This window comes from Halobacillus sp. B23F22_5, assembly GCF_043497085.1.
GTDB lineage: Bacteria > Bacillota > Bacilli > Bacillales > Halobacillaceae > Thalassobacillus.
On sequence record NZ_JBIEKI010000002.1, the window covers coordinates 307805 to 326542 of the forward strand.

Annotated in this window: 22 protein-coding genes; 21 read left to right on the forward strand and 1 reads right to left on the reverse strand. The window is 41.9% G+C overall.

All coding sequences use genetic code 11. The annotated features are described in order from the left end of the window. Positions 1-77: 77 nt before the first annotated feature. The gene (locus ACGTN9_RS04925) at positions 78-185 is read right to left on the reverse strand and encodes a YpzI family protein (protein ID WP_499591097.1); all 108 of its coding nucleotides are present in this window, start codon (positions 183-185) and stop codon (positions 78-80) included. A 107-nt stretch (positions 186-292) separates the two neighbouring features. On the opposite strand from ACGTN9_RS04925, the gene ACGTN9_RS04930 reads away from it, so the two are divergent. The 21 genes from ACGTN9_RS04930 to ACGTN9_RS05030 all read left to right on the forward strand — a co-directional run bounded on the left by ACGTN9_RS04930 (position 293) and on the right by ACGTN9_RS05030 (position 18737). Further along, positions 293-895, forward strand: a complete 603-nt coding sequence (locus tag ACGTN9_RS04930) for a YphA family membrane protein (RefSeq protein ID WP_499591099.1) — start codon at positions 293-295, stop codon at positions 893-895. Beyond that, on the forward strand, positions 892-1785 hold the full coding sequence (locus tag ACGTN9_RS04935) for a YIEGIA family protein (protein ID WP_499591101.1): 894 nt from the start codon (positions 892-894) through the stop codon (positions 1783-1785). Before ACGTN9_RS04930 ends, ACGTN9_RS04935 begins: the two co-directional genes overlap by 4 nt. Continuing rightward, positions 1782-1973, forward strand: a complete 192-nt coding sequence (locus tag ACGTN9_RS04940) for a capping complex subunit for YIEGIA (RefSeq protein ID WP_499591102.1) — start codon at positions 1782-1784, stop codon at positions 1971-1973. The genes ACGTN9_RS04935 and ACGTN9_RS04940 overlap by 4 nt, the downstream gene beginning before the upstream one ends. A gap of 343 nt (positions 1974-2316) precedes the next feature. Then, on the forward strand, positions 2317-3627 hold the full coding sequence (gene der, locus ACGTN9_RS04945; protein WP_499591104.1) for a ribosome biogenesis GTPase Der: 1311 nt from the start codon (positions 2317-2319) through the stop codon (positions 3625-3627). 15 nt (positions 3628-3642) lie between these two features. After that, positions 3643-4677, forward strand: a complete 1035-nt coding sequence (locus ACGTN9_RS04950) for an NAD(P)H-dependent glycerol-3-phosphate dehydrogenase (protein WP_499591106.1) — start codon at positions 3643-3645, stop codon at positions 4675-4677. A 77-nt stretch (positions 4678-4754) separates the two neighbouring features. Further along, positions 4755-5015, forward strand: a complete 261-nt coding sequence (locus ACGTN9_RS04955; RefSeq protein ID WP_499591108.1) for a stage VI sporulation protein F — start codon at positions 4755-4757, stop codon at positions 5013-5015. A gap of 287 nt (positions 5016-5302) precedes the next feature. Further along, on the forward strand, positions 5303-5500 hold the full coding sequence (locus ACGTN9_RS04960) for a DUF2768 domain-containing protein (protein WP_093044665.1): 198 nt from the start codon (positions 5303-5305) through the stop codon (positions 5498-5500). Positions 5501-5523: 23 nt separating this feature from the next. Then, on the forward strand, positions 5524-6243 hold the full coding sequence (locus tag ACGTN9_RS04965) for a YphF family lipoprotein (protein ID WP_499591110.1): 720 nt from the start codon (positions 5524-5526) through the stop codon (positions 6241-6243). 186 nt (positions 6244-6429) lie between these two features. Next, positions 6430-7908: a stage IV sporulation protein A gene (spoIVA, locus tag ACGTN9_RS04970; protein WP_499591112.1), complete on the forward strand. Its 1479-nt coding sequence runs from the start codon at positions 6430-6432 to the stop codon at positions 7906-7908. A gap of 379 nt (positions 7909-8287) precedes the next feature. After that, the gene (locus ACGTN9_RS04975) at positions 8288-8560 is read left to right on the forward strand and encodes a non-specific DNA-binding protein Hbs (protein ID WP_037985717.1); all 273 of its coding nucleotides are present in this window, start codon (positions 8288-8290) and stop codon (positions 8558-8560) included. Between the two features lie 320 nt (positions 8561-8880). Beyond that, positions 8881-9105, forward strand: a complete 225-nt coding sequence (gene mtrB / locus ACGTN9_RS04980) for a trp RNA-binding attenuation protein MtrB (RefSeq protein WP_028783039.1) — start codon at positions 8881-8883, stop codon at positions 9103-9105. Positions 9106-9212: 107 nt separating this feature from the next. Continuing rightward, a complete protein-coding gene (locus ACGTN9_RS04985; protein ID WP_499591114.1) occupies positions 9213-10007 on the forward strand; it encodes a heptaprenyl diphosphate synthase component 1 in 795 nt (264 codons plus the stop codon). A gap of 2 nt (positions 10008-10009) precedes the next feature. Continuing rightward, positions 10010-10717, forward strand: coding sequence for a demethylmenaquinone methyltransferase (locus ACGTN9_RS04990; protein WP_499591116.1), 708 nt, complete (start codon positions 10010-10012; stop codon positions 10715-10717). Positions 10718-10733: 16 nt separating this feature from the next. Beyond that, positions 10734-11708, forward strand: a complete 975-nt coding sequence (hepT, locus tag ACGTN9_RS04995; RefSeq protein ID WP_499591118.1) for a heptaprenyl diphosphate synthase component II — start codon at positions 10734-10736, stop codon at positions 11706-11708. 90 nt (positions 11709-11798) lie between these two features. Beyond that, positions 11799-12245, forward strand: coding sequence for a nucleoside-diphosphate kinase (ndk, locus tag ACGTN9_RS05000; protein WP_499591120.1), 447 nt, complete (start codon positions 11799-11801; stop codon positions 12243-12245). A 650-nt stretch (positions 12246-12895) separates the two neighbouring features. Next, positions 12896-13699 carry a CheR family methyltransferase gene (locus ACGTN9_RS05005; RefSeq protein ID WP_499591122.1) on the forward strand — a complete coding sequence of 268 codons (804 nt, stop codon included), beginning with the start codon at positions 12896-12898 and terminating at the stop codon, positions 13697-13699. 213 nt (positions 13700-13912) lie between these two features. Next, the gene (aroC, locus tag ACGTN9_RS05010; protein ID WP_499591124.1) at positions 13913-15079 is read left to right on the forward strand and encodes a chorismate synthase; all 1167 of its coding nucleotides are present in this window, start codon (positions 13913-13915) and stop codon (positions 15077-15079) included. A gap of 1 nt (position 15080) precedes the next feature. Then, positions 15081-16157, forward strand: coding sequence for a 3-dehydroquinate synthase (aroB, locus tag ACGTN9_RS05015; RefSeq protein ID WP_499591126.1), 1077 nt, complete (start codon positions 15081-15083; stop codon positions 16155-16157). Beyond that, positions 16157-16537 carry a chorismate mutase gene (aroH, locus tag ACGTN9_RS05020; protein WP_499591128.1) on the forward strand — a complete coding sequence of 127 codons (381 nt, stop codon included), beginning with the start codon at positions 16157-16159 and terminating at the stop codon, positions 16535-16537. The genes aroB and aroH overlap by 1 nt, the downstream gene beginning before the upstream one ends. Continuing rightward, positions 16534-17640: a histidinol-phosphate transaminase gene (hisC, locus tag ACGTN9_RS05025; RefSeq protein WP_499591130.1), complete on the forward strand. Its 1107-nt coding sequence runs from the start codon at positions 16534-16536 to the stop codon at positions 17638-17640. Before aroH ends, hisC begins: the two co-directional genes overlap by 4 nt. Further along, positions 17637-18737, forward strand: coding sequence for a prephenate dehydrogenase (locus ACGTN9_RS05030; RefSeq protein WP_499591132.1), 1101 nt, complete (start codon positions 17637-17639; stop codon positions 18735-18737). The genes hisC and ACGTN9_RS05030 overlap by 4 nt, the downstream gene beginning before the upstream one ends. Position 18738: the final 1 nt, after the last annotated feature.

An 18738-nucleotide genomic window follows, 5' to 3' on the forward strand; every position in this document is an offset into this window, starting at 1 on the left:
ATCCATCACCATTAGAATATTATCATAGTAAAAAAGCTGTCCCTGGAAGAGATTTTCTCTTTGGGACAGCTTTTTTGTCATTTAGATTCAACAGAAGTTGTACCTTTTTTGGGAGTTCTGACGTCTCGGTCAGATTCTACACGTCTTTCTTTCCGTAATTTCTTTTCCTGACGATCTTTACCCATTTTCATCCCTCCTCATGGCTAGTAGTATTCCCGGTTTTAATTTTCTCTATGAGGTTTAAATAGGTCTCCAGTCATCCATAATGTAAAAAAGAAGGGATGTAAAGCAAATGGATGTGGCTGCTTTTTATTGGTTCAGCTGGGTGACTTGGATATGTGTGGTGTTTTTTTATAATAATAATGATTGGAGACCGATCTTTTCCATTGGGCTGCTAGCATACATTTTTCTGTCTGACAGCTTTGCCATACTCCATGATGTAGCTTTTTCATGGGCTTTTATACTAATGTGGAGTGGCACTTTGTGGGCCTTAATGAGGATCGGGATAAGAGCATTGCAAATGGTATATATGCTTTTATACAGCATCATGCTTGCGAGCATCCAGTTATTCATCTTTCTGAACCCTGTCTGGTCATTATTTCCTGCTGAAATCATTTTAATTTTGCTTTCTATATTAATGATTAAGTTACTGGACAGCGGGTTGCGGAACCGGATATTAATGTTTGTCTTTTTTGCTTCCACCGGGAGTTTCATTAGTTCTTATATTCTTTATCTATATGGAATTGTCCAGGTGATTGGCAGTGCGAGTGAACTTACCTTCATCATGAAAGGCGTGTGCATTTTTCTTCTGATCCATGGCTTGCAGGTGGCTAAGAAAAAAGTTGCACTGGCAGCAAACCAAATAAAGATGAGAACGGAGCGATTTGATTCATGAATGAATATACCTATCCAATTTTATTCGGCATAATAGTCGGTACAGGGTTGAGGCTGATGATGCTCAGAACTGATTACCGTCAATACCCAACATACTTGCACGGGAAAATCATTCATATTTCTTTAGGGTTCATTGCTGCTTCGCTTGGCACACTTGCTGTGCCGTCTATAATGGAAAAAGAATTTACCGCAGTCACTTTTCTTACACTTGCAGCGTCTCAATTCCGCGAGGTAAGGAATATGGAGCGGAACACCATGACGGAATTAGACGAATATGAGTTAGTCCCAAGAGGAAATACTTATATTGAAGGAATCGCAGTAGCTTTTGAGGGACGTAATTATATAGTTATCATAACCTCGCTGTTATCAACCCTTGCTTATTTAACATTCAATATATGGGCGGCACTCGTTACAGCCATCATCTTGTACTTCCTTTCCAAGAAGTTGATGAGTGGATCAACTTTAAAAGATATCGTTCATATCAACTATGTCGAGCCGCATTTTGAAGGGGCTGGTTTATATGTCGATAACATTTATATCATGAACATTGGTTTACCGGAAAGACAGGAAGAGATCTTACGTTACGGAATGGGGTTCGTTTTAGAGCCTAAGAATTTTAATGTCCGTTCCACTATAGCCAATCTCGGCCAAAGGCAGGCAATCCTTCATGATGTCTCGGTAACTTTGGGGGTTTTTAGGGATTCGGGTACGCCAGCGCTGGTACCTCTGATCAAGCGGGATTTGGATGATGGCAGGATTGGTGTTTTCATTCTTCCTCAGGATAAGGACCTCGACCGCGCGATAAAAACAATCGGGGCAGTCCCTGTTTTAGAAAATGCTATTCGGATGCCTTCCGAGCCGCGTCCAGAAATGGAGGGTAAGAAACAATGAAAATGGAAAAAGCTATCTTAGCTGCCATCACAACTGACCAATCAAGAGAAAGGGTTGGAGGCGGCATGCCAATTTTCTACTGTGATACCCGTGAAGAGCTGGAAATGGTAGCGGCTAACTTGGAAGCGATCATTGACGGAATCGCTCATGCACTCAGTAAAGATCTCTATATTATTGTCAAACACTGAAAAAGATTGTTTCCAGACAACTTGTTTGCTAGAATAGTTACGTATAAAGTATGGAAAGCGGTGCTTTACATACCAATGTTAAATGAAAAGTCAGTCAGGGGGGGTGACTCAAATACAAGGATGACTCCGCCATGCTTCACTTTTAAGTATGGTTGTTCATTACTTGATGGGCCCCCTTTTTTTTAATGCTTTATAATAGCTATTTAAAAAAAGAAGCTGCTGTTCGGCGATAGGCGGAATGAAAATGAAAGCATTCTGGCTGATGGAACAGTTTTTTTACTTTTCTGACTTTACAACTGTATGAAAAATAATAAATATGCCAGGCAGAAAGGATGTACCTTTCATGAGAAAATCAGTCGTAGCCATTGTAGGCAGACCAAATGTAGGTAAATCAACGATATTCAACCGTTTAGTCGGAGAAAGAATCTCTATTGTAGAAGATATCCCTGGAGTAACTCGTGATCGTATATATGCACAAGGGGAATGGCTTAATACTACCTTCAATATCATCGATACAGGTGGAATTGAAATAGGGGATGAGCCGTTGCTGGTGCAAATGCGTGAACAGGCTCAGGTAGCTATTGACGAGGCAGATGTCATTATATTCATGGTAAATGGCCGGGATGGAATCACCGGTGCTGATGATGAAGTAGCAAAAATCCTCTACAAATCAAATAAGCCGGTGGTGCTTGCTGTCAATAAAGTCGACAACCCGGAAATGAGGGAAAATATATATGAGTTTTACTCCCTTGGATTTGGTGAGCCGTTCCCGATCTCCGGTACTCACGGATTAGGCTTAGGGGACATGCTGGACGCGGTTGTAAGTCATTTTCCTGAGAAAAGTTTTGAAGAGGAAGATGATTTAACGATTCGCTTCAGTTTGATTGGAAGGCCTAATGTCGGTAAATCCTCTTTAGTAAATGCGCTGCTTGGACAAGAGCGGGTCATAGTAAGTGATATAGCCGGTACAACTCGCGATGCGATAGATACCCCGTTTACAAAAGAAGATAGGGACTTTGTCATTATCGATACCGCTGGAATGAGAAAAAAGGGAAAAATTTATGAAACAACAGAGAAATATAGTATCCTGCGAGCTTTGAAAGCGATTGAACGCTCGGATGTAGTACTTGCCTTGATTGATGCAGAAGAAGGTATCATCGAGCAGGATAAAAAGATTGCCGGTTACGCACATGAAGCAGGAAAAGCGGTCATCATTGTAGTGAACAAATGGGATACAGTAGAAACAGATGAGAAAACGATGAAAGAGTTTGAACAAAAGGTCCGTGCCCATTTTCAATATTTGGATTATGCTCCAATTGTATTCTTATCTGCAAAAACAAAAAAACGTATTCATACGCTCCTTCCTCAAGTGCTGAAAGCGAGTGAAAATCATGCGAAACGTGTCCAGACCAATGTTTTGAACGAAGTGATTATGGATGCGTTGGCAATGAATCCGGCTCCGACAGTAAAAGGGCAGCGGCTGAAAGTATTTTATGCTGCCCAGGTATCTGTGAAGCCACCGAGCTTTGTGGTATTTGTCAATGAACCAGAATTGATGCACTTCTCTTATGAGCGTTTCTTAGAAAATCGAATCAGGGAAGCTTTCGGTTTTGAAGGAACCCCAATAAAAATATTTGCTAGAAAACGAAATTAAGAAAGGGGTAGAAGGATGGAAAAAATTGCTGTAATAGGTGCAGGAAGCTGGGGGAGCGCCTTAGCGCTTGTACTGGCTGATAATGACCATGATGTTAGATTGTGGACACATCGACAGGAGCAGGCAGAAGAAATAAATAATGCTCATACCAATGAAAAGTATCTGAAAGGGATTACGCTGCCAGAAGCAATAACAGCTTATCATGACTTGAAAGAAGCAGTTCAAGACGTGTCCCACATTATTCTGGTGGTGCCGACAAAGGCTATGCGTGAAGTCTGTCAGGAACTGAAACAGGTGATCGATCATCCTGTCACCATCACCCATGCCTCCAAAGGTATTGAACCTTCTACTTATAAACGTGTTTCAGAAGTGATTGCAGAAGAACTGCCGGAAGAGCTGTACAATGCAATTGTAGTCCTGTCAGGTCCGAGTCATGCAGAGGAAGTCAGCTTGCGTCAACCGACAACAGTGACTGTATCGTCAGGAAATTTGGAACAGGCAGAGCTCGTCCAAGACTTGTTCATCAATGAAAAATTCCGTGTGTACACCTCTCCTGACCTGGTAGGTGTCGAGTTAGGCGGTGCCCTGAAAAATATTATTGCACTAGGTGCCGGGATTTCTGATGGACTGGGTTATGGCGATAATGCCAAAGCTGCATTAATCACCCGGGGATTGGCGGAAATCACAAGGCTTGGTACATCTATGGGTGCTAATCCGCTGACATTCGCGGGGTTATCAGGTGTTGGAGACCTAATTGTAACCTGCACCAGTCCTCATAGCAGGAATTGGCGTGCCGGAAACCTGTTAGGTAAAGGAAATGATTTGGAAGAAGTATTGGATAAGATGGGAATGGTGGTCGAAGGGGTCAGAACCACCAAAGCAGCTTACCAGTTTTCTAAAGAACAATCTGTTGAAATGCCAATTACCAATGGACTTTATAGCATCTTATTTGAAGGTGCAAAGCCCAAAGATGTCGTCGATCAGTTGATGACAAGAGGTCGTCGCCATGAAATGGAAGATTTGAGCAATTTATTGGGCGAACGTTCATAAACCTTTTTGTAATGCCTCACACTCCTTTTTATCGTGCATATGATATGTTGAATGTTATGCACGAGGAGGGACATTTAGTGAGTGATTTTCAAAGAAATCTATTCGATCAAATTCAAAAGAAATCGAATGTATCGCCAGATGAAATCTTCAAAGTAGCGGATTCTGTCAAGAATGCAGACCTGTCTGATGAAAAGACGATCCGTAATTTAGTCAGACAATTATCCAGGATGGCTAATCGACCAGTTTCGAAAGAGAAAGAGGATAAAATCGTAAAGGCGATAATTAATCAAAATATGCCGCTTGATATGAACAGTTTGAATCAATTATTTAAAAAATAAACTGTGGTTGGGCGCGTGAGGATACGGGCATACCATCAACTGCATAAGATAACTCGCAGCAACCATTCTATTTGAGCTGCCATTGGGGATTATTTAGTCACGGGGCTGTAACAAGGTACATGATGTGGAATAAGCTGGTCTATTAAACAAAAACCGGTATAGAAAGAGAATTTCACATCATCGCTTTGATACAGTCTCCTTTCTTATGCGTATTTACTGGATTCGGACAAGCACTATGATATAATACCTGAGGTGAAGAACAGAGATTGTCAATAGGAGGAAAAAGCATGTCACTGTCTATGTTGAATATGTATATATCCTTTGCCGGAATAATTTTTATGTTTCTAGCAATCGGACTCATCATGTTGAGCCGTTATAAACTGAAAGGGATTGTTGCAGGAATTGTCGCTGCATTTGCCTACATATTCATGATCCTGTCAGGTCTTATAATATTTTACATTGTTTTCAGTGGACCTACCGGATGACATCTGGCAAGGGAGGTTAAAGCATGAAAATCAAAATAGCATTGGCTGGTTTATTGGTATTGTTCCTGCTTACAGGATGTCTATATCCTGAGAACCGTTTATCAAAAAACAATATACCAAATGAAGTGCAACTGGAAAATATTCAACGAGCAATTGATAGCTATCGGGAGCAAGAAAATGGTTTGCTGCCAATTAAAACAAAAAATGAAGACACTCCCATTTTTCAAAAATATGTAATTGATTTCAAGAAGCTGAAAGAAAAAAGCCTGATTTCAGATATACCAGGAAATGCATTCGAAAACGGGGGAGTCTACCAGTATGTATTAATACATCCCGAAGAAGATCCGACGGTGAAATTAATAGATTTGCGTATTACTGAAGAACTCCGGTCTTTGCGTTACGAGATCAATCGTTATCTCCAGAATAACCAGTACCCGCCATACAAATCCCAGGTAGCTCAAGGTATATATGATTTGGATTATAAAAAACTTGGGTTAGACGCCCCACTGACGGTTACAAGTCCGTATAGTCAGGAACCCTTGCCAGTTTATATCAAGGGAAACGGGGAGCTGGTTGTTGACTATCGGAAAGACCTGTACAACTTTTTGCAGAACGAAGAGCATTCCTTTGAAAATGGGGATGATATCCGCTATCTTCTAGTGAATCATTCTCCATTCGTACCCGTTTATTCTCCTGCCTATACCATAGAGAATGGCGAACCAATTTTCATGTCAGAGGCATAGTGGACACGTTCATTTCATAAGCATAAGAGACTGGAAGGATTCATATTGCCAGTTTCTTATGCTTTTTTTGTCTCTCAATGTAAAAACGCAAAAAATCAGTCATATTCTATTAGGACAACGACATAGAATCATAATGTCATAGCTCGTATAAGTTTTATGAGTCGAGGCAGATCAGGAGGGGATCTTTTGGAAAAAGTCGATATTTTCAAAGATATTTCCAAACGGACGAATGGAGATATTTATCTGGGTGTTGTCGGGGCGGTCCGTACAGGTAAATCAACCTTCATCAAGAAATTCATGGAATTGGTGGTTCTACCGCAAATGGCTAATGAAGCTGATCGGGAGCGGGCAATGGATGAACTCCCACAAAGCGCAGCTGGAAAAACCATCATGACGACGGAACCGAAGTTTGTACCTAACCAGGCGGTTTCGGTAGAAGTAGAAGAAGGATTAGATGTTAATGTCAGGCTGGTTGATTGCGTCGGATATGCAGTTAGTGGAGCGGTAGGGTACGAAGATGAAAATGGACCTCGGATGATCAATACTCCTTGGTATGAAGAGGCAATCCCTTTCCATGAGGCAGCTGAAATCGGAACAAGAAAAGTCATTCAGGATCATTCCACAATTGGCGTAGTGGTTACCACTGATGGAACAATCGGTGAAATTGAACGAAGTGATTATGTAGAAGCAGAAGAGCGAATTGTCGAGGAAATGAAGGAAGTCGGGAAACCATTTATTATGATTGTCAATTCAGTCCAGCCCTACCATAAGGACACAGAAATCCTCCGGGATCAACTTAGTGAGAAATATGATATTCCCGTACTCGCTTTGTCTGTAGAAGGGATGAGGGAAGAGGATGTCAATAGTGTCCTGAGGGAAGCACTTTATGAGTTCCCTGTGCTCGAAGTAAACGTCAACCTCCCAAGCTGGGTAATGGTCTTGGAAGAAGGGCACTGGCTTCGGAATAACTTCCAATCCGCGATTGAAGAAACGGTTCAAGATATTAAGCGTCTCCGTGATGTCAGCCGTGTCGTAGGAAACTTCGATGACTATGAATATATTTCGAGGGCGAATTTATCAGGCATGGAGCTGGGTGAAGGGGTAGCTGAAATTGACTTACAGGCTCCTGACCAATTATATGATGTAGTATTAAAAGAGATTGTCGGTGAAGAGATTCGGGGTAAGGATCACTTGCTGCAAATCATGCAGGACTTTTCTCACGCTAAAAGAGAGTATGACCAGGTAGCTGAAGCGTTGAATATGGTGAAACAGACCGGGTACGGGATTGCGGCTCCTACATTACATGATATGGCACTTGAGGAACCTGAAATCATCCGGCAAGGTTCACGTTTCGGTGTGAGACTGAAGGCAGTCGCACCATCGATACACATGGTAAAAGTCGATGTGCACTCTGAGTTTTCCCCGATTATTGGTACCGAAAAACAAAGTGAAGAACTGGTTAGGTACTTGATGCAAGACTTTGAGGAAGATCCATTGTCGATTTGGAATTCCGACATTTTTGGCCGGTCGCTCAGCTCGATCGTGCGAGAAGGTATCCAGGCCAAATTATCATTGATGCCGGAAAATGCAAGATACAAATTAAAAGAAACCTTGGAAAGAATCATCAACGAAGGTTCAGGCGGAATGATCGCAATCATACTATAACGGCTCTCAAAAGGGCCGTTTTTTTATGTGCTTTAAAATATTTTTTTTCATTTTTGCAGGAGAAAGGAATCAACATGTCGTAATACCGTAGAGAGCCTTTATTAAAAACCGCATAAACCTTGACATACCAATGGTTGCGCGTTTCTTGCATCCTGATTTTGAATATGGTACGCTTCTTGTACCGTAGCGGTGCAGAACCGACAGAAATTGCGGTATTAAGCGGTTTTAGTGCAACTCTCTATTGAATTTCACTGAAATCTCGTTTAATATAAGGCATGTCATCAAATCAATGATGACCGCTTGTTCTAATTAAATGTTCCAGGGCTTCCGATAAGGAAAGCCTTGTGAATGGATTATCGCCCGAGAGGAGGTGAATATCATGAACAAGACAGATCTAATCAACACTGTTTCTGAAAAAGCTGATCTTTCTAAAAAAGATGCTACAAAAGCAGTTGATTCTGTATTTGAATCAATCATGGATTCACTAAAAGATGGTGACAAAGTACAATTGATTGGTTTCGGGAACTTTGAAGTACGCGAGCGTGCTGCCCGTAAAGGCCGTAACCCGCAAACTGGTGAAGAAATCGAAATTTCTGCCAGCAAAGTCCCAGCATTTAAACCAGGTAAAGCCCTTAAGGATGCTGTTAAGTAATCTCCTACATAGGGCAAGTGGAAAAGGGTGCCATTTGCGCACCCTTTTTTTCATGTGGTAAGACATTATTAAATGATAACATTTGAGTATGTACTAGTGATCTGCCTCCAGCTGCGCCTAACCCTGGTGAGTCTTGGGAGTCAACCCTCTTCTATGGTGAAAAGCACCATGGTGAGTCACTACAAGGCGCTTATACGCTTTGGCTGGTATTATCTACGCTTAAAAGACTCACAATAGTACTGTTACTGCAAAACGGCATGATTGACATTCCTTGCAATGTAAGCGATATTAAATTTACAGAATAAGGGGAGTGGATGGATATGGATTTGAAAGGCAACGATTTTTTTGTCATAAAAGCATTGGAAGACGGCGTGAATGTTATCGGTTTAACAAGAGGGACAGATACCCGTTTCCATCATTCAGAAAAGCTGGACAAGGATGAAGTGATGATCGCCCAGTTCACTGAACATACCTCTGCGGTTAAAATACGAGGGAAAGCTCTAATACAGACCAGTCATGGAGAAGTGACGAACGAAACAGAGTAACGAATCAATGTTTCCTGCTGCTCATACATAACACAGGCAATCCTAAATAAAATATGCTATAATACATGTGTTGTAAACGTCTTTCAGAAAGGACTCAGGTGATCCAGGTGAGTAAAGAAGAACTTGAACTGCACACATTAAAACAAAAAATAATCGCTAAAGTTCGCCATCCTTTTTTAACAAAGTTTATTCCAGAACCTGTCATCGATGAGGACAAGTTAGTACTGTTGGCGTCTATCATGGATGACACTAATTTGCCGGATGTAAAAAAAGAACAATACATCATCACGACCATGCTTGTTCAAGTAGCTCTCGATACCCATGACCTAGTCACGTTGACAGACGAAGATGAAGAACAGGAAACTGTACGAAACAGGCAGCTGACCGTATTGGCGGGAGATTATTATAGTGGGATGTATTATTACCTGCTATCACAATTAGATGATATACCAATGATTCATACATTAGCCTCGGCAATTAAAGATATCAACGAGCAAAAAATGGAATTGTATTATAAAGATGTGGATTCCTTTCAGGAATTCATGAATGGCCTTCGTGATATAGAGTCATTATTGATTCAGCGCGTGGCTTCTTATGTACAGCGGGCAGGCATCAATGATGTTGCGGGAGAATGGCTGCTGACTAAAAAATTATTGGATGAAAAGAAAAACATCCAACAGAATGGTTTTTCGCCGTTGTTTGACTTGCTGCTTAAAAGTCCGACGACTAACACCAATTATGCACAAATCATGACCACTGTAGAGAATATGATTCAAAAAAATATTAATCGTCTGGAATTGACGCTTTCGCAGCTGCCATTACATTTCAATCTGTTGAAATCGTACGTCCACACGACATTGAGCGATCACCAATATACGAAACAATTTGCAGAAGAGGGATAAAGATGCAACAGACAAAGGAAGAACGCGTGCATCATGTATTTGAAAAAATCTACCAGCGTTATGATGTGATGAATTCAGTTATTTCTTTTCAACGGCATAAAGCCTGGCGTAAAGATGTTATGAATAGAATGAATGTAAAACCTGGGGACCAGGCGCTGGATGTTTGCTGCGGTACAGGTGACTGGACAGTAGCATTGGCAGAGGAAGTAGGACAGGAAGGCAAAGTCATAGGCCTTGACTTCAGTCATAATATGCTTTCAGTCGGTATCAAAAAGAAAATGGCATCTGGATTAAGTCAGATGGAGTTTGAGCATGGCAATGCAATGGATCTCCCATTTGAAGATAACAGTTTCGATTATGTAACCATCGGTTTCGGGTTACGGAATGTACCAGATTATCTTCAAGTGTTGAAAGAGATGACTAGAGTAGTGAAACCTGGCGGTAAAGTCATTTGCCTTGAAACATCCCAGCCCACTATGCCAGGATTCAGGCAAGCTTATTATACTTACTTCAAATATATCATGCCTGCATTCGGTAAATTATTTGCTAAAAGCTATCAGGAGTATAGCTGGCTGCATGAATCTGCCAAAGACTTTCCAGGTAAAGAAGAATTGAAGCAGATGTTTGAGAAAGCTGGATTGCGCAATGTCAAAGTGAAGTCATATACCGGCGGTGTCGCTGCGATGCATATGGGAGAGAAATTATCATAACATAAGGGTGGGCACCATGAAGTTAGCTATGATCTATTCTTTTTTAAAACAGGATTTAGCAAAAATCGAAGATTCAATCAACAATACGATACAAGCACAGCATCCCGTTTTACGTGAGGCGTCCACCCAATTATTAGCTGCAGGAGGGAAACGGATCCGTCCTGTTTTTGTTTTATTGGGCGGGAAGTTTGGAAACTATCAACTGGATCGTATGGAAGCAGTAGCCGTATCGTTGGAGCTGATTCATATGGCCTCACTGGTACACGATGATGTCGTCGATAATGCTGAGCTTAGAAGGGGTCAGCCGACGATAAAGGCGAAGTGGGATAACCGTATTGCCATGTATACAGGCGATTACATATTTGCAAGATCGTTGGAATCACTATCTGCACTGGAAGATCCAAGAGCACATCAAGTGCTTGCGAAGACAATGGTGGAATTATGTCTTGGGGAAATAGAGCAGGTAAAAGATAAATACCGATTAGAACAGAATCTGCGTGACTATCTGCTAAGAATCAAACGGAAAACGGCTCTATTGATCGCTGCCAGTTGTCAGCTTGGAGCAATCGCTTCCCAGGCGCCGCGTCAGTATGAAAGAGCGTTGTACAGGTATGGTTATTTTGTAGGGATGTCCTACCAGATCATTGATGATGTGCTGGATTTTACTGCTTCAGAGGAAGAATTAGGTAAGCCGGCCGGAAGTGATCTATTGCAAGGTAACATTACATTGCCGGTCCTATATGCCATGGAGAATAACGTCATTGCTGCTGAACTCGATGAATTGTTCCAGGGTGATACAGAGAACTTGACAGCTGAAGATCTGGCTCCTGTCATCCGTAAAATCAAAGCTAGTGATGCCATTGACCGGTCATTAATAGTCAGTGAACGCTATTTACAAAAAGCCTACCAGGCACTGGAGGTGCTTCCACCAGGCCGTGCGAAGCAGACTTTACGTGGGATCGCAAAATATATCGGAAAAAGAAAGTCTTAACAGATTGCCACCAGAGAGAGAATCTGTTAAAATTTTCTTCGGTACTATTTTTAAGCGCTTACACAAATACATAATTGATGAGGTGTTATCATGGAAAAGACATTTTTAATGGTTAAACCAGATGGAGTACAACGTAATCTAGTAGGAGAAATCGTTTCTCGTTTCGAGAATAAAGGTTTCAAGCTTGCTGGTGCAAAATTGATGATTATCCCAACGGAACTTGCAGAAAAGCATTATGGGGAACATAAGGACAAGCCTTTCTTTGGTGAATTGGTGGATTTCATCACTTCCGGACCAGTTTTCGCAATGGTTTGGGAAGGTGAAAATGTGATTGCTACTGCACGTCAAATGATGGGTAGCACGAAACCACAAGAAGCACTTCCTGGTACGATCCGCGGTGACTTCGGTGTGACTGTCGGTAAAAACGTCATTCATGGTTCTGATTCTCCGGAAAGTGCTGAGCGTGAAATCGGACTGTTTTTCGAGGAAGAAAAAGTGCTATCGTACGATAAGAACGATCAAAACTGGGTTTATTAATCTGCTTGTCAAAAACCGTTCTCTGGATTTGAGAGCGGTTTTTCCTTTATAGAATGAGTTTCTGAAAATCTACATGTTGATTTTACATATAAGCTCTCTTTACTTGAAGACTCAGTTTCGAGAGAAACTGTTTCAGTTACGGTTGAGAATCTCTGGAGGTCCGGGAAATCACTCGCTTTCCATGGGCATGTGGTGAGCTTCCTCAGGCTTCGCCTTGCGGGATCTCACCGATCATGTTCATCCCATAGAGTCTCGCAATTTCCCGGACCTCCGTGCATTAATGAGAGTAACGGAAATATCAGTATTTAGCCTATCTTCCTATAACAAAAGCTGATTTAAAAGGGCTTTTAGTGGACCATGAAGAAACCTTCATCTTTATGTAGCGGTCCGTTTATCTAAAATAGGATAGGGTGGCGGGGAAACGGTGAGACTCCCGTGGGAGAAGGGGCTAGGCGAGACCCCACAGGTCGTGAAACGACCGAGGAGGCTTGCCAGCTCCCCCACAGGAAAGCGAATCGTTTCCCAGCCGCCCTTACTCCTGACTCGGTAACGGACACGAAATATCTCGAAATCAAGTCTTCGACTTTTCGGTCCTATTGTGGAATAAGCCTTTTATGCAAAATTAACTACAACGTTTAAAAGAGCGTAGAATGAAAGTCGGGGAAAGGGAAGAAGCCATGAGCGAGGAATATAGCAAATTCATTACTGCAATCAAGAGTAAAACAGGAATCGATTTGTCTCTTTATAAAGAAGCCCAGATGAAACGCCGTTTAATCTCTTTGCGTAACAAACGCGGATATAATGATTTTGAAGAATATTTTAATGTCCTGGCCAGGGATCAGGATGTAATGGAGGAATTCCTCGATCGCATGACCATCAATGTGTCCGAATTTTTTCGTAATCCTGCCCGCTGGGAAGTATTTGAGAAAAAGGTGGTTCCACAACTGCTGCAAACAAAACGGAGTATTAAAGTTTGGAGTGCTGCCTGTTCAACAGGGGAAGAGCCTTATACACTGGCTATCCTTTTAAGTAAATACTTACCTTTAAATCGAGTAGAGATCCTTGCTACGGACTTAGATGAAAATGCCCTGATCAGAGCAAGGAAAGGAGTATACCCTGAGAGAGCCTTAAAAGAAGTACCTGCCACTGTTCTGCAAAAACATTTCAAACTGGAAAATGGATTATATAAAATTGACGACTCCATTAAGCAGGCGGTGCACTTCAAAAAACATAACCTTCTATCAGATTCCTATGATAAGAATTTTGATTTGATTGTCTGTAGAAATGTACTTATTTATTTTACAGAGGATGCTAAGAGGATGATTTACCAGAAAATAAGAAGTTCGCTTTGTGTACAAGGATTTTTTTTCGTAGGAAGCACAGAGCAGATCTTCAGCCCGAAACAATACGGCCTACATACGTTTGATTCATTCTTTTATCAAAGACTCAGTTAAATCTCATGTTTGATTTTTCAGTTTAAACTCGGTTATCCAGAATAATCAGTTTCCCTTCCCGGTACAAAAAAATGTACCGGGATTTTTGTCTCTATGACAGCCATTTAACGCTTTGACGCTTTTATGTTTTAACCTATTAAAAAATTTAATACACACAAGCTTGATAAGATATGATATAGTAGAACATAAAATTTATACTATGGAGGGACGTCCATGCGCTATTTGACTGCTGGAGAATCACACGGAAAACAACTTACTACAATAATTGAAGGAATACCTTCTCATTTACCACTATTGAATGACCAAATAAATGAATCTTTACTACGGCGTCAGGGCGGCTACGGTCGTGGGCGTCGCATGCAAATTGAAAAAGATCTGGTAGAAATAACTGCAGGTGTCCGCCATGGCTATACCCTGGGATCGCCTATCTCCCTTGTCATCAACAATGATGATTTCAAACACTGGAGAAATATAATGGGGGAAAGCCCTATTCCAGAAGATGAAGAAGTCCGCCGGACAATCTCCCGTCCACGGCCAGGTCATGCTGATCTGAATGGCGGAATGAAATACGGCCACAGAGATCTGCGTAATGTACTGGAACGTTCATCCGCGCGTGAAACAGCTGCCCGGGTAGCAGCGGGGGCTGTTGCTAAAGTATTACTTCAAGAGCTAGGCATTACAATTGGTGCTTATGTTCGTGAAATTGCAGGTATTGTGAGCAGCTTTGATGAATCCCTGTCTTTAAAAGAACGAGTAGATATAGCGGAAGCTTCTCCAGTAAGGACTTTAGATAAAAATGCGGAAAAAGAAATGATGGAAGCGATCGACCAGGCGAAAAAAGAAGGGGATTCCATAGGCGGGGTAGTAGAGGTATACGTAGAAGGCATGCCACCAGGTGTCGGATCCTACGTGCAATATGATCGTAAACTCGACAGCCGTATAGCCGGCAGTGTCGTAAGCATCAATGCTTTCAAAGGGGTGGAATTCGGCATCGGCTTTGAAGCGGCGAGACGGAATGGCAGCAAGGTACATGACGAAATTGCCTGGGAAGAATCACAAGGCTATTACCGGAAGACAAATCGTCTCGGAGGATTCGAAGGAGGCATGACAACTGGTATGCCTTTGGTTGTGAAAGGTGTAATGAAGCCGATTCCTACATTATACAAACCACTCCAAAGTGTCGACATTGATACGAAAGAGCCTTTTGCTGCAAGTATTGAACGTTCCGATTCATGCGCTGTACCAGCAGCAGGTGTAGTGATGGAACATGTAGTAGCTTTTGAGCTTGCACGTGCGATGATGGAGCAATTTCCAGGGGATTATTTTCCTCGTATGAAACAAGCAGTGGATGCTTACAGGGAAGAGGTAAGGAGATTTTAATATGAAGGAATTATCGATACAGGCCAGCAATCACCTATATAAAGTTCAAATCGGCAGTGGGCTGCGCCATTCGATCGGCAGCCTTATTAAGGGCAGTTATCGACATGTTTTTATCATTACAGACAGTGAAGTAGCTCCACTTTACCTTGAAGACGTCAAACAGTCATTCTCCGAAGTAAAAGTAGATACAGCTATTTTTCCCGCGGGTGAACAATCCAAGTGCATGAATCAGTATGAACAATTACTGACAGCATGTATCGAAAATGGTCTGGATCGCAATTCCCTGGTCATTGCTCTCGGGGGTGGTGTAGTAGGGGATCTGGCAGGCTTTGTTGCTGCTACTTATATGCGCGGAATTGATTATATTCAAGTCCCTACGACGATACTTGCCCATGACAGCAGTGTTGGTGGCAAGGTTGCCATTAACCATACACAAGGTAAGAATTTGATTGGCTGCTTTTATAGTCCAACGCAAGTGATTTATGACATTGAGACACTGCGCACATTACCTTTTCACGAAATACGCTCCGGTTATGCAGAAATAATTAAACATGGCTGTTTGGATAATCCGGGATTATTTAAGGATGTAATTTCGAGAAAACTTACCAGCGAGATTCAAGAGGGAGTGTTAATAGAACACCTCTTGCAAGGAATAGCAATCAAATCTGCAATTGTAGAACAGGATGAAAAGGAAAAAGGTATCAGAAAATATTTGAATCTGGGCCATACTCTTGGCCATGCTATAGAATCTGAAGCAGGCTATGGAAGTTTGACACATGGCGAAGCTGTGGCAATAGGTTTATTGTTTGCGATGTATGTGAGCAGAGAAAAGTTGGGTGGGGATATGCCTATCACGGAGTTATATGGTTGGCTGGAACAACATGGATACCCGCTTGATGCTTTAAATTCCTTAAACTCCAGTCGTTTGATAGCACGTATGAAAAAAGATAAAAAATCATCAGCGGGAATTGTGAATATGGTGTTATTACAAAAACTCGGAAACCCGACTATGATGGAACTTCAAGAACAGGAGCTGACCAATTTATTAAATCATTTCCAAGAAGAGGTGATGAGCTGATGATCAGGGGGATCAGAGGAGCAACCACAGTAGAGAACAATGATAAAGAAGAAATAATTGAGCGTGCTTATGAAATGATGGTTGATTTGATATCTGCCAATCAGGTTGAAGCAGAAGATGTTGTTTCAGTTTTATTTTCCGCCACTGTTGATTTGAACCAAGCTTTTCCGGCAAAATCGCTTCGTCAGATCAAAGGATGGACATATGTACCTGTGATGTGCATGAGAGAAATCGAAGTGCCTGATTCGCTTCCTAAATGCATTAGGGTTATGGTAACCGTACAAACCGAGCGCCATCAAGATCAAGTGGAACATATTTATCATTATGGAGCAAAAAAATTACGTCCTGATTTGCAAGAGTCGAAAGGAGAATTGTTATGAAAGCAAAAGAAATTTTGAAAACAATGCAGCCATATAAACCTGGAAAACAGATTGAAGAAGTAAAAAAGGAATATGGGTTAAAAGAGATTGTCAAGTTAGCTTCCAATGAAAACCCATTTGGCTTTTCTCCTCAGGTTAAAAAGGAGTTGCCTGGTCTGATTTCAGGATTAGAAAAATATCCGGACGGCTATGCCGCAGAACTGCGAAGAATTCTGAGCGACAAGCTGGAGGTAAATGAAACGCAGCTGATATTTGGAAATGGCTCAGATGAAATCGTCCAGATCATTTGCCGTACGTATTTAGAGGCAGGAACAAATACGGTGATGGCTACGCCTACGTTTCCTCAATATAAGCACAATGCATTGATAGAAGGGTCTGAAATTCGTGAGGTTCCTGTAATTGATGGCTATCATGATTTAGATCGAATGCTGGAAGCCATAGACGACCATACCCGGGTCGTATGGCTCTGTACCCCTAATAACCCGACAGGATCACATATTGCCGCTCCTGACATGGAAAAGTTTCTGGAACGTTGTCCCGATGATGTCTTAGTAGTGGTTGACGAAGCTTACTATGAATACATGGATGCTTCCGATTATTACGATGCGGTGGCAGGGTTGAAGAAACATCCAAACCTAATTGTCTTACGGACGTTCTCGAAAGCTTACGGATTGGCCGGTCTGAGAATTGGTTATGGAATCGCTCGTACAGAGGTCATCCACCAGCTTGATCCAGCGCGGGAGCCTTTTAATACTTCGACTATCGCTCAGGCTGCAGCGATTATCGCTTTGGAAGATAAGAAATTTTTGAATGAGTCCGTTACTCGTAACAAAGATAACCGAAAAGCGATGATGGATTTCTGTGATGAACAGGAATTGGGCTATTTTGATTCACAGGCGAACTTTTTATTAATCAACCTCCCTGTAAGTGGTGACGAATTATTTGAGCACTTACTAAGTAAGGGATTCATCGTGCGTTCTGGGGAAGCGCTGGGGATACCAAACAGTATCCGGCTGACAATTGGCAGCAAGGAAGTAATGGAGCAAATCCAGCAGGAAATCAGCCATTTTTTATCTTCTAATAAAACAGGTGTGAAAAAGTGAAAGAGAAAGTAATGGTAGCGGGACTCGGGTTGATTGGCGGATCGTTGGCCATGAGTATCGGGTCCCGCCAGCAATTTCACGTTATTGGATTTGATACCCAGGAGGAAACGAATAAGATAGCGTTGGAAAAAGGCGCTGTCGATGAAATTTGTACGGATTTCATTACTGGTGTCGAGCAGGCGGATATCCTGATTCTTGCTACCCCGATCCCCATTACACTGCAGTACATCAAGCAGCTGAATGACATGACTTTGAGGAAAAAATTATTGGTAACCGATGTTTCATCTGTGAAAGGTAATGTGATGAAACAGTCATCAGAAATCACTAATCAGTCTCTCGTCTTCATTGGAGGACATCCGATGGCGGGCTCCCATAAACAGGGGATACAGGCAGCCAAAGCTCACTTGTTCGAAAATGCCATTTATGTTCTCACTCCCTCTGAGAATGCAGTACTTGAGGATGTAGAAAAGCTTAAGGGAGTACTGGCACCTACCAAGGCAAGGTTTTTAGTTTTTTCTACGGAGGAGCACGATGAGATGACAGCAGTCATTTCCCATTTTCCTCACCTGATTGCTTCTTCTCTCGTACATCAGGCGCGTAACTGGCAGGAGACCCATCCTTACTTAGAAGACCTGGCTGCTGGAGGCTTCCGGGATATTACGAGGATTGCCTCCAGCAATCCTATATTATGGAAAGATATCTTTCTGCAAAATAGACCGATATTAATTTCCATGCTGGAAGACTGGATCAGGGAAATGAAGCAGGTTAAATCCTTGTTAAGCGCGAGCAACGGTGAAGCTACAGAAGAATATCTGCTGCAAGCGAAACAATATCGTGATGGTTTGCCAGTTAAAAAGCGTGGAGCCATTCCGTCATTTTATGATATTTATGTGGATATTCATGATCAGCCTGGTGCGCTTTTGCATGTCATCGGACACCTGGCCGACAAAGATATATCGATCAAAAATATTGAAATACTTGAAGTGCGGGAAGGGATAACCGGAGTACTCCGGATAAGCTTTCAAAGTAGTAAAGAACAAAAAGATAGTAAACGCGTACTAGAAGATCGCAATTATGAGGTAACGATCGAAGATTAGG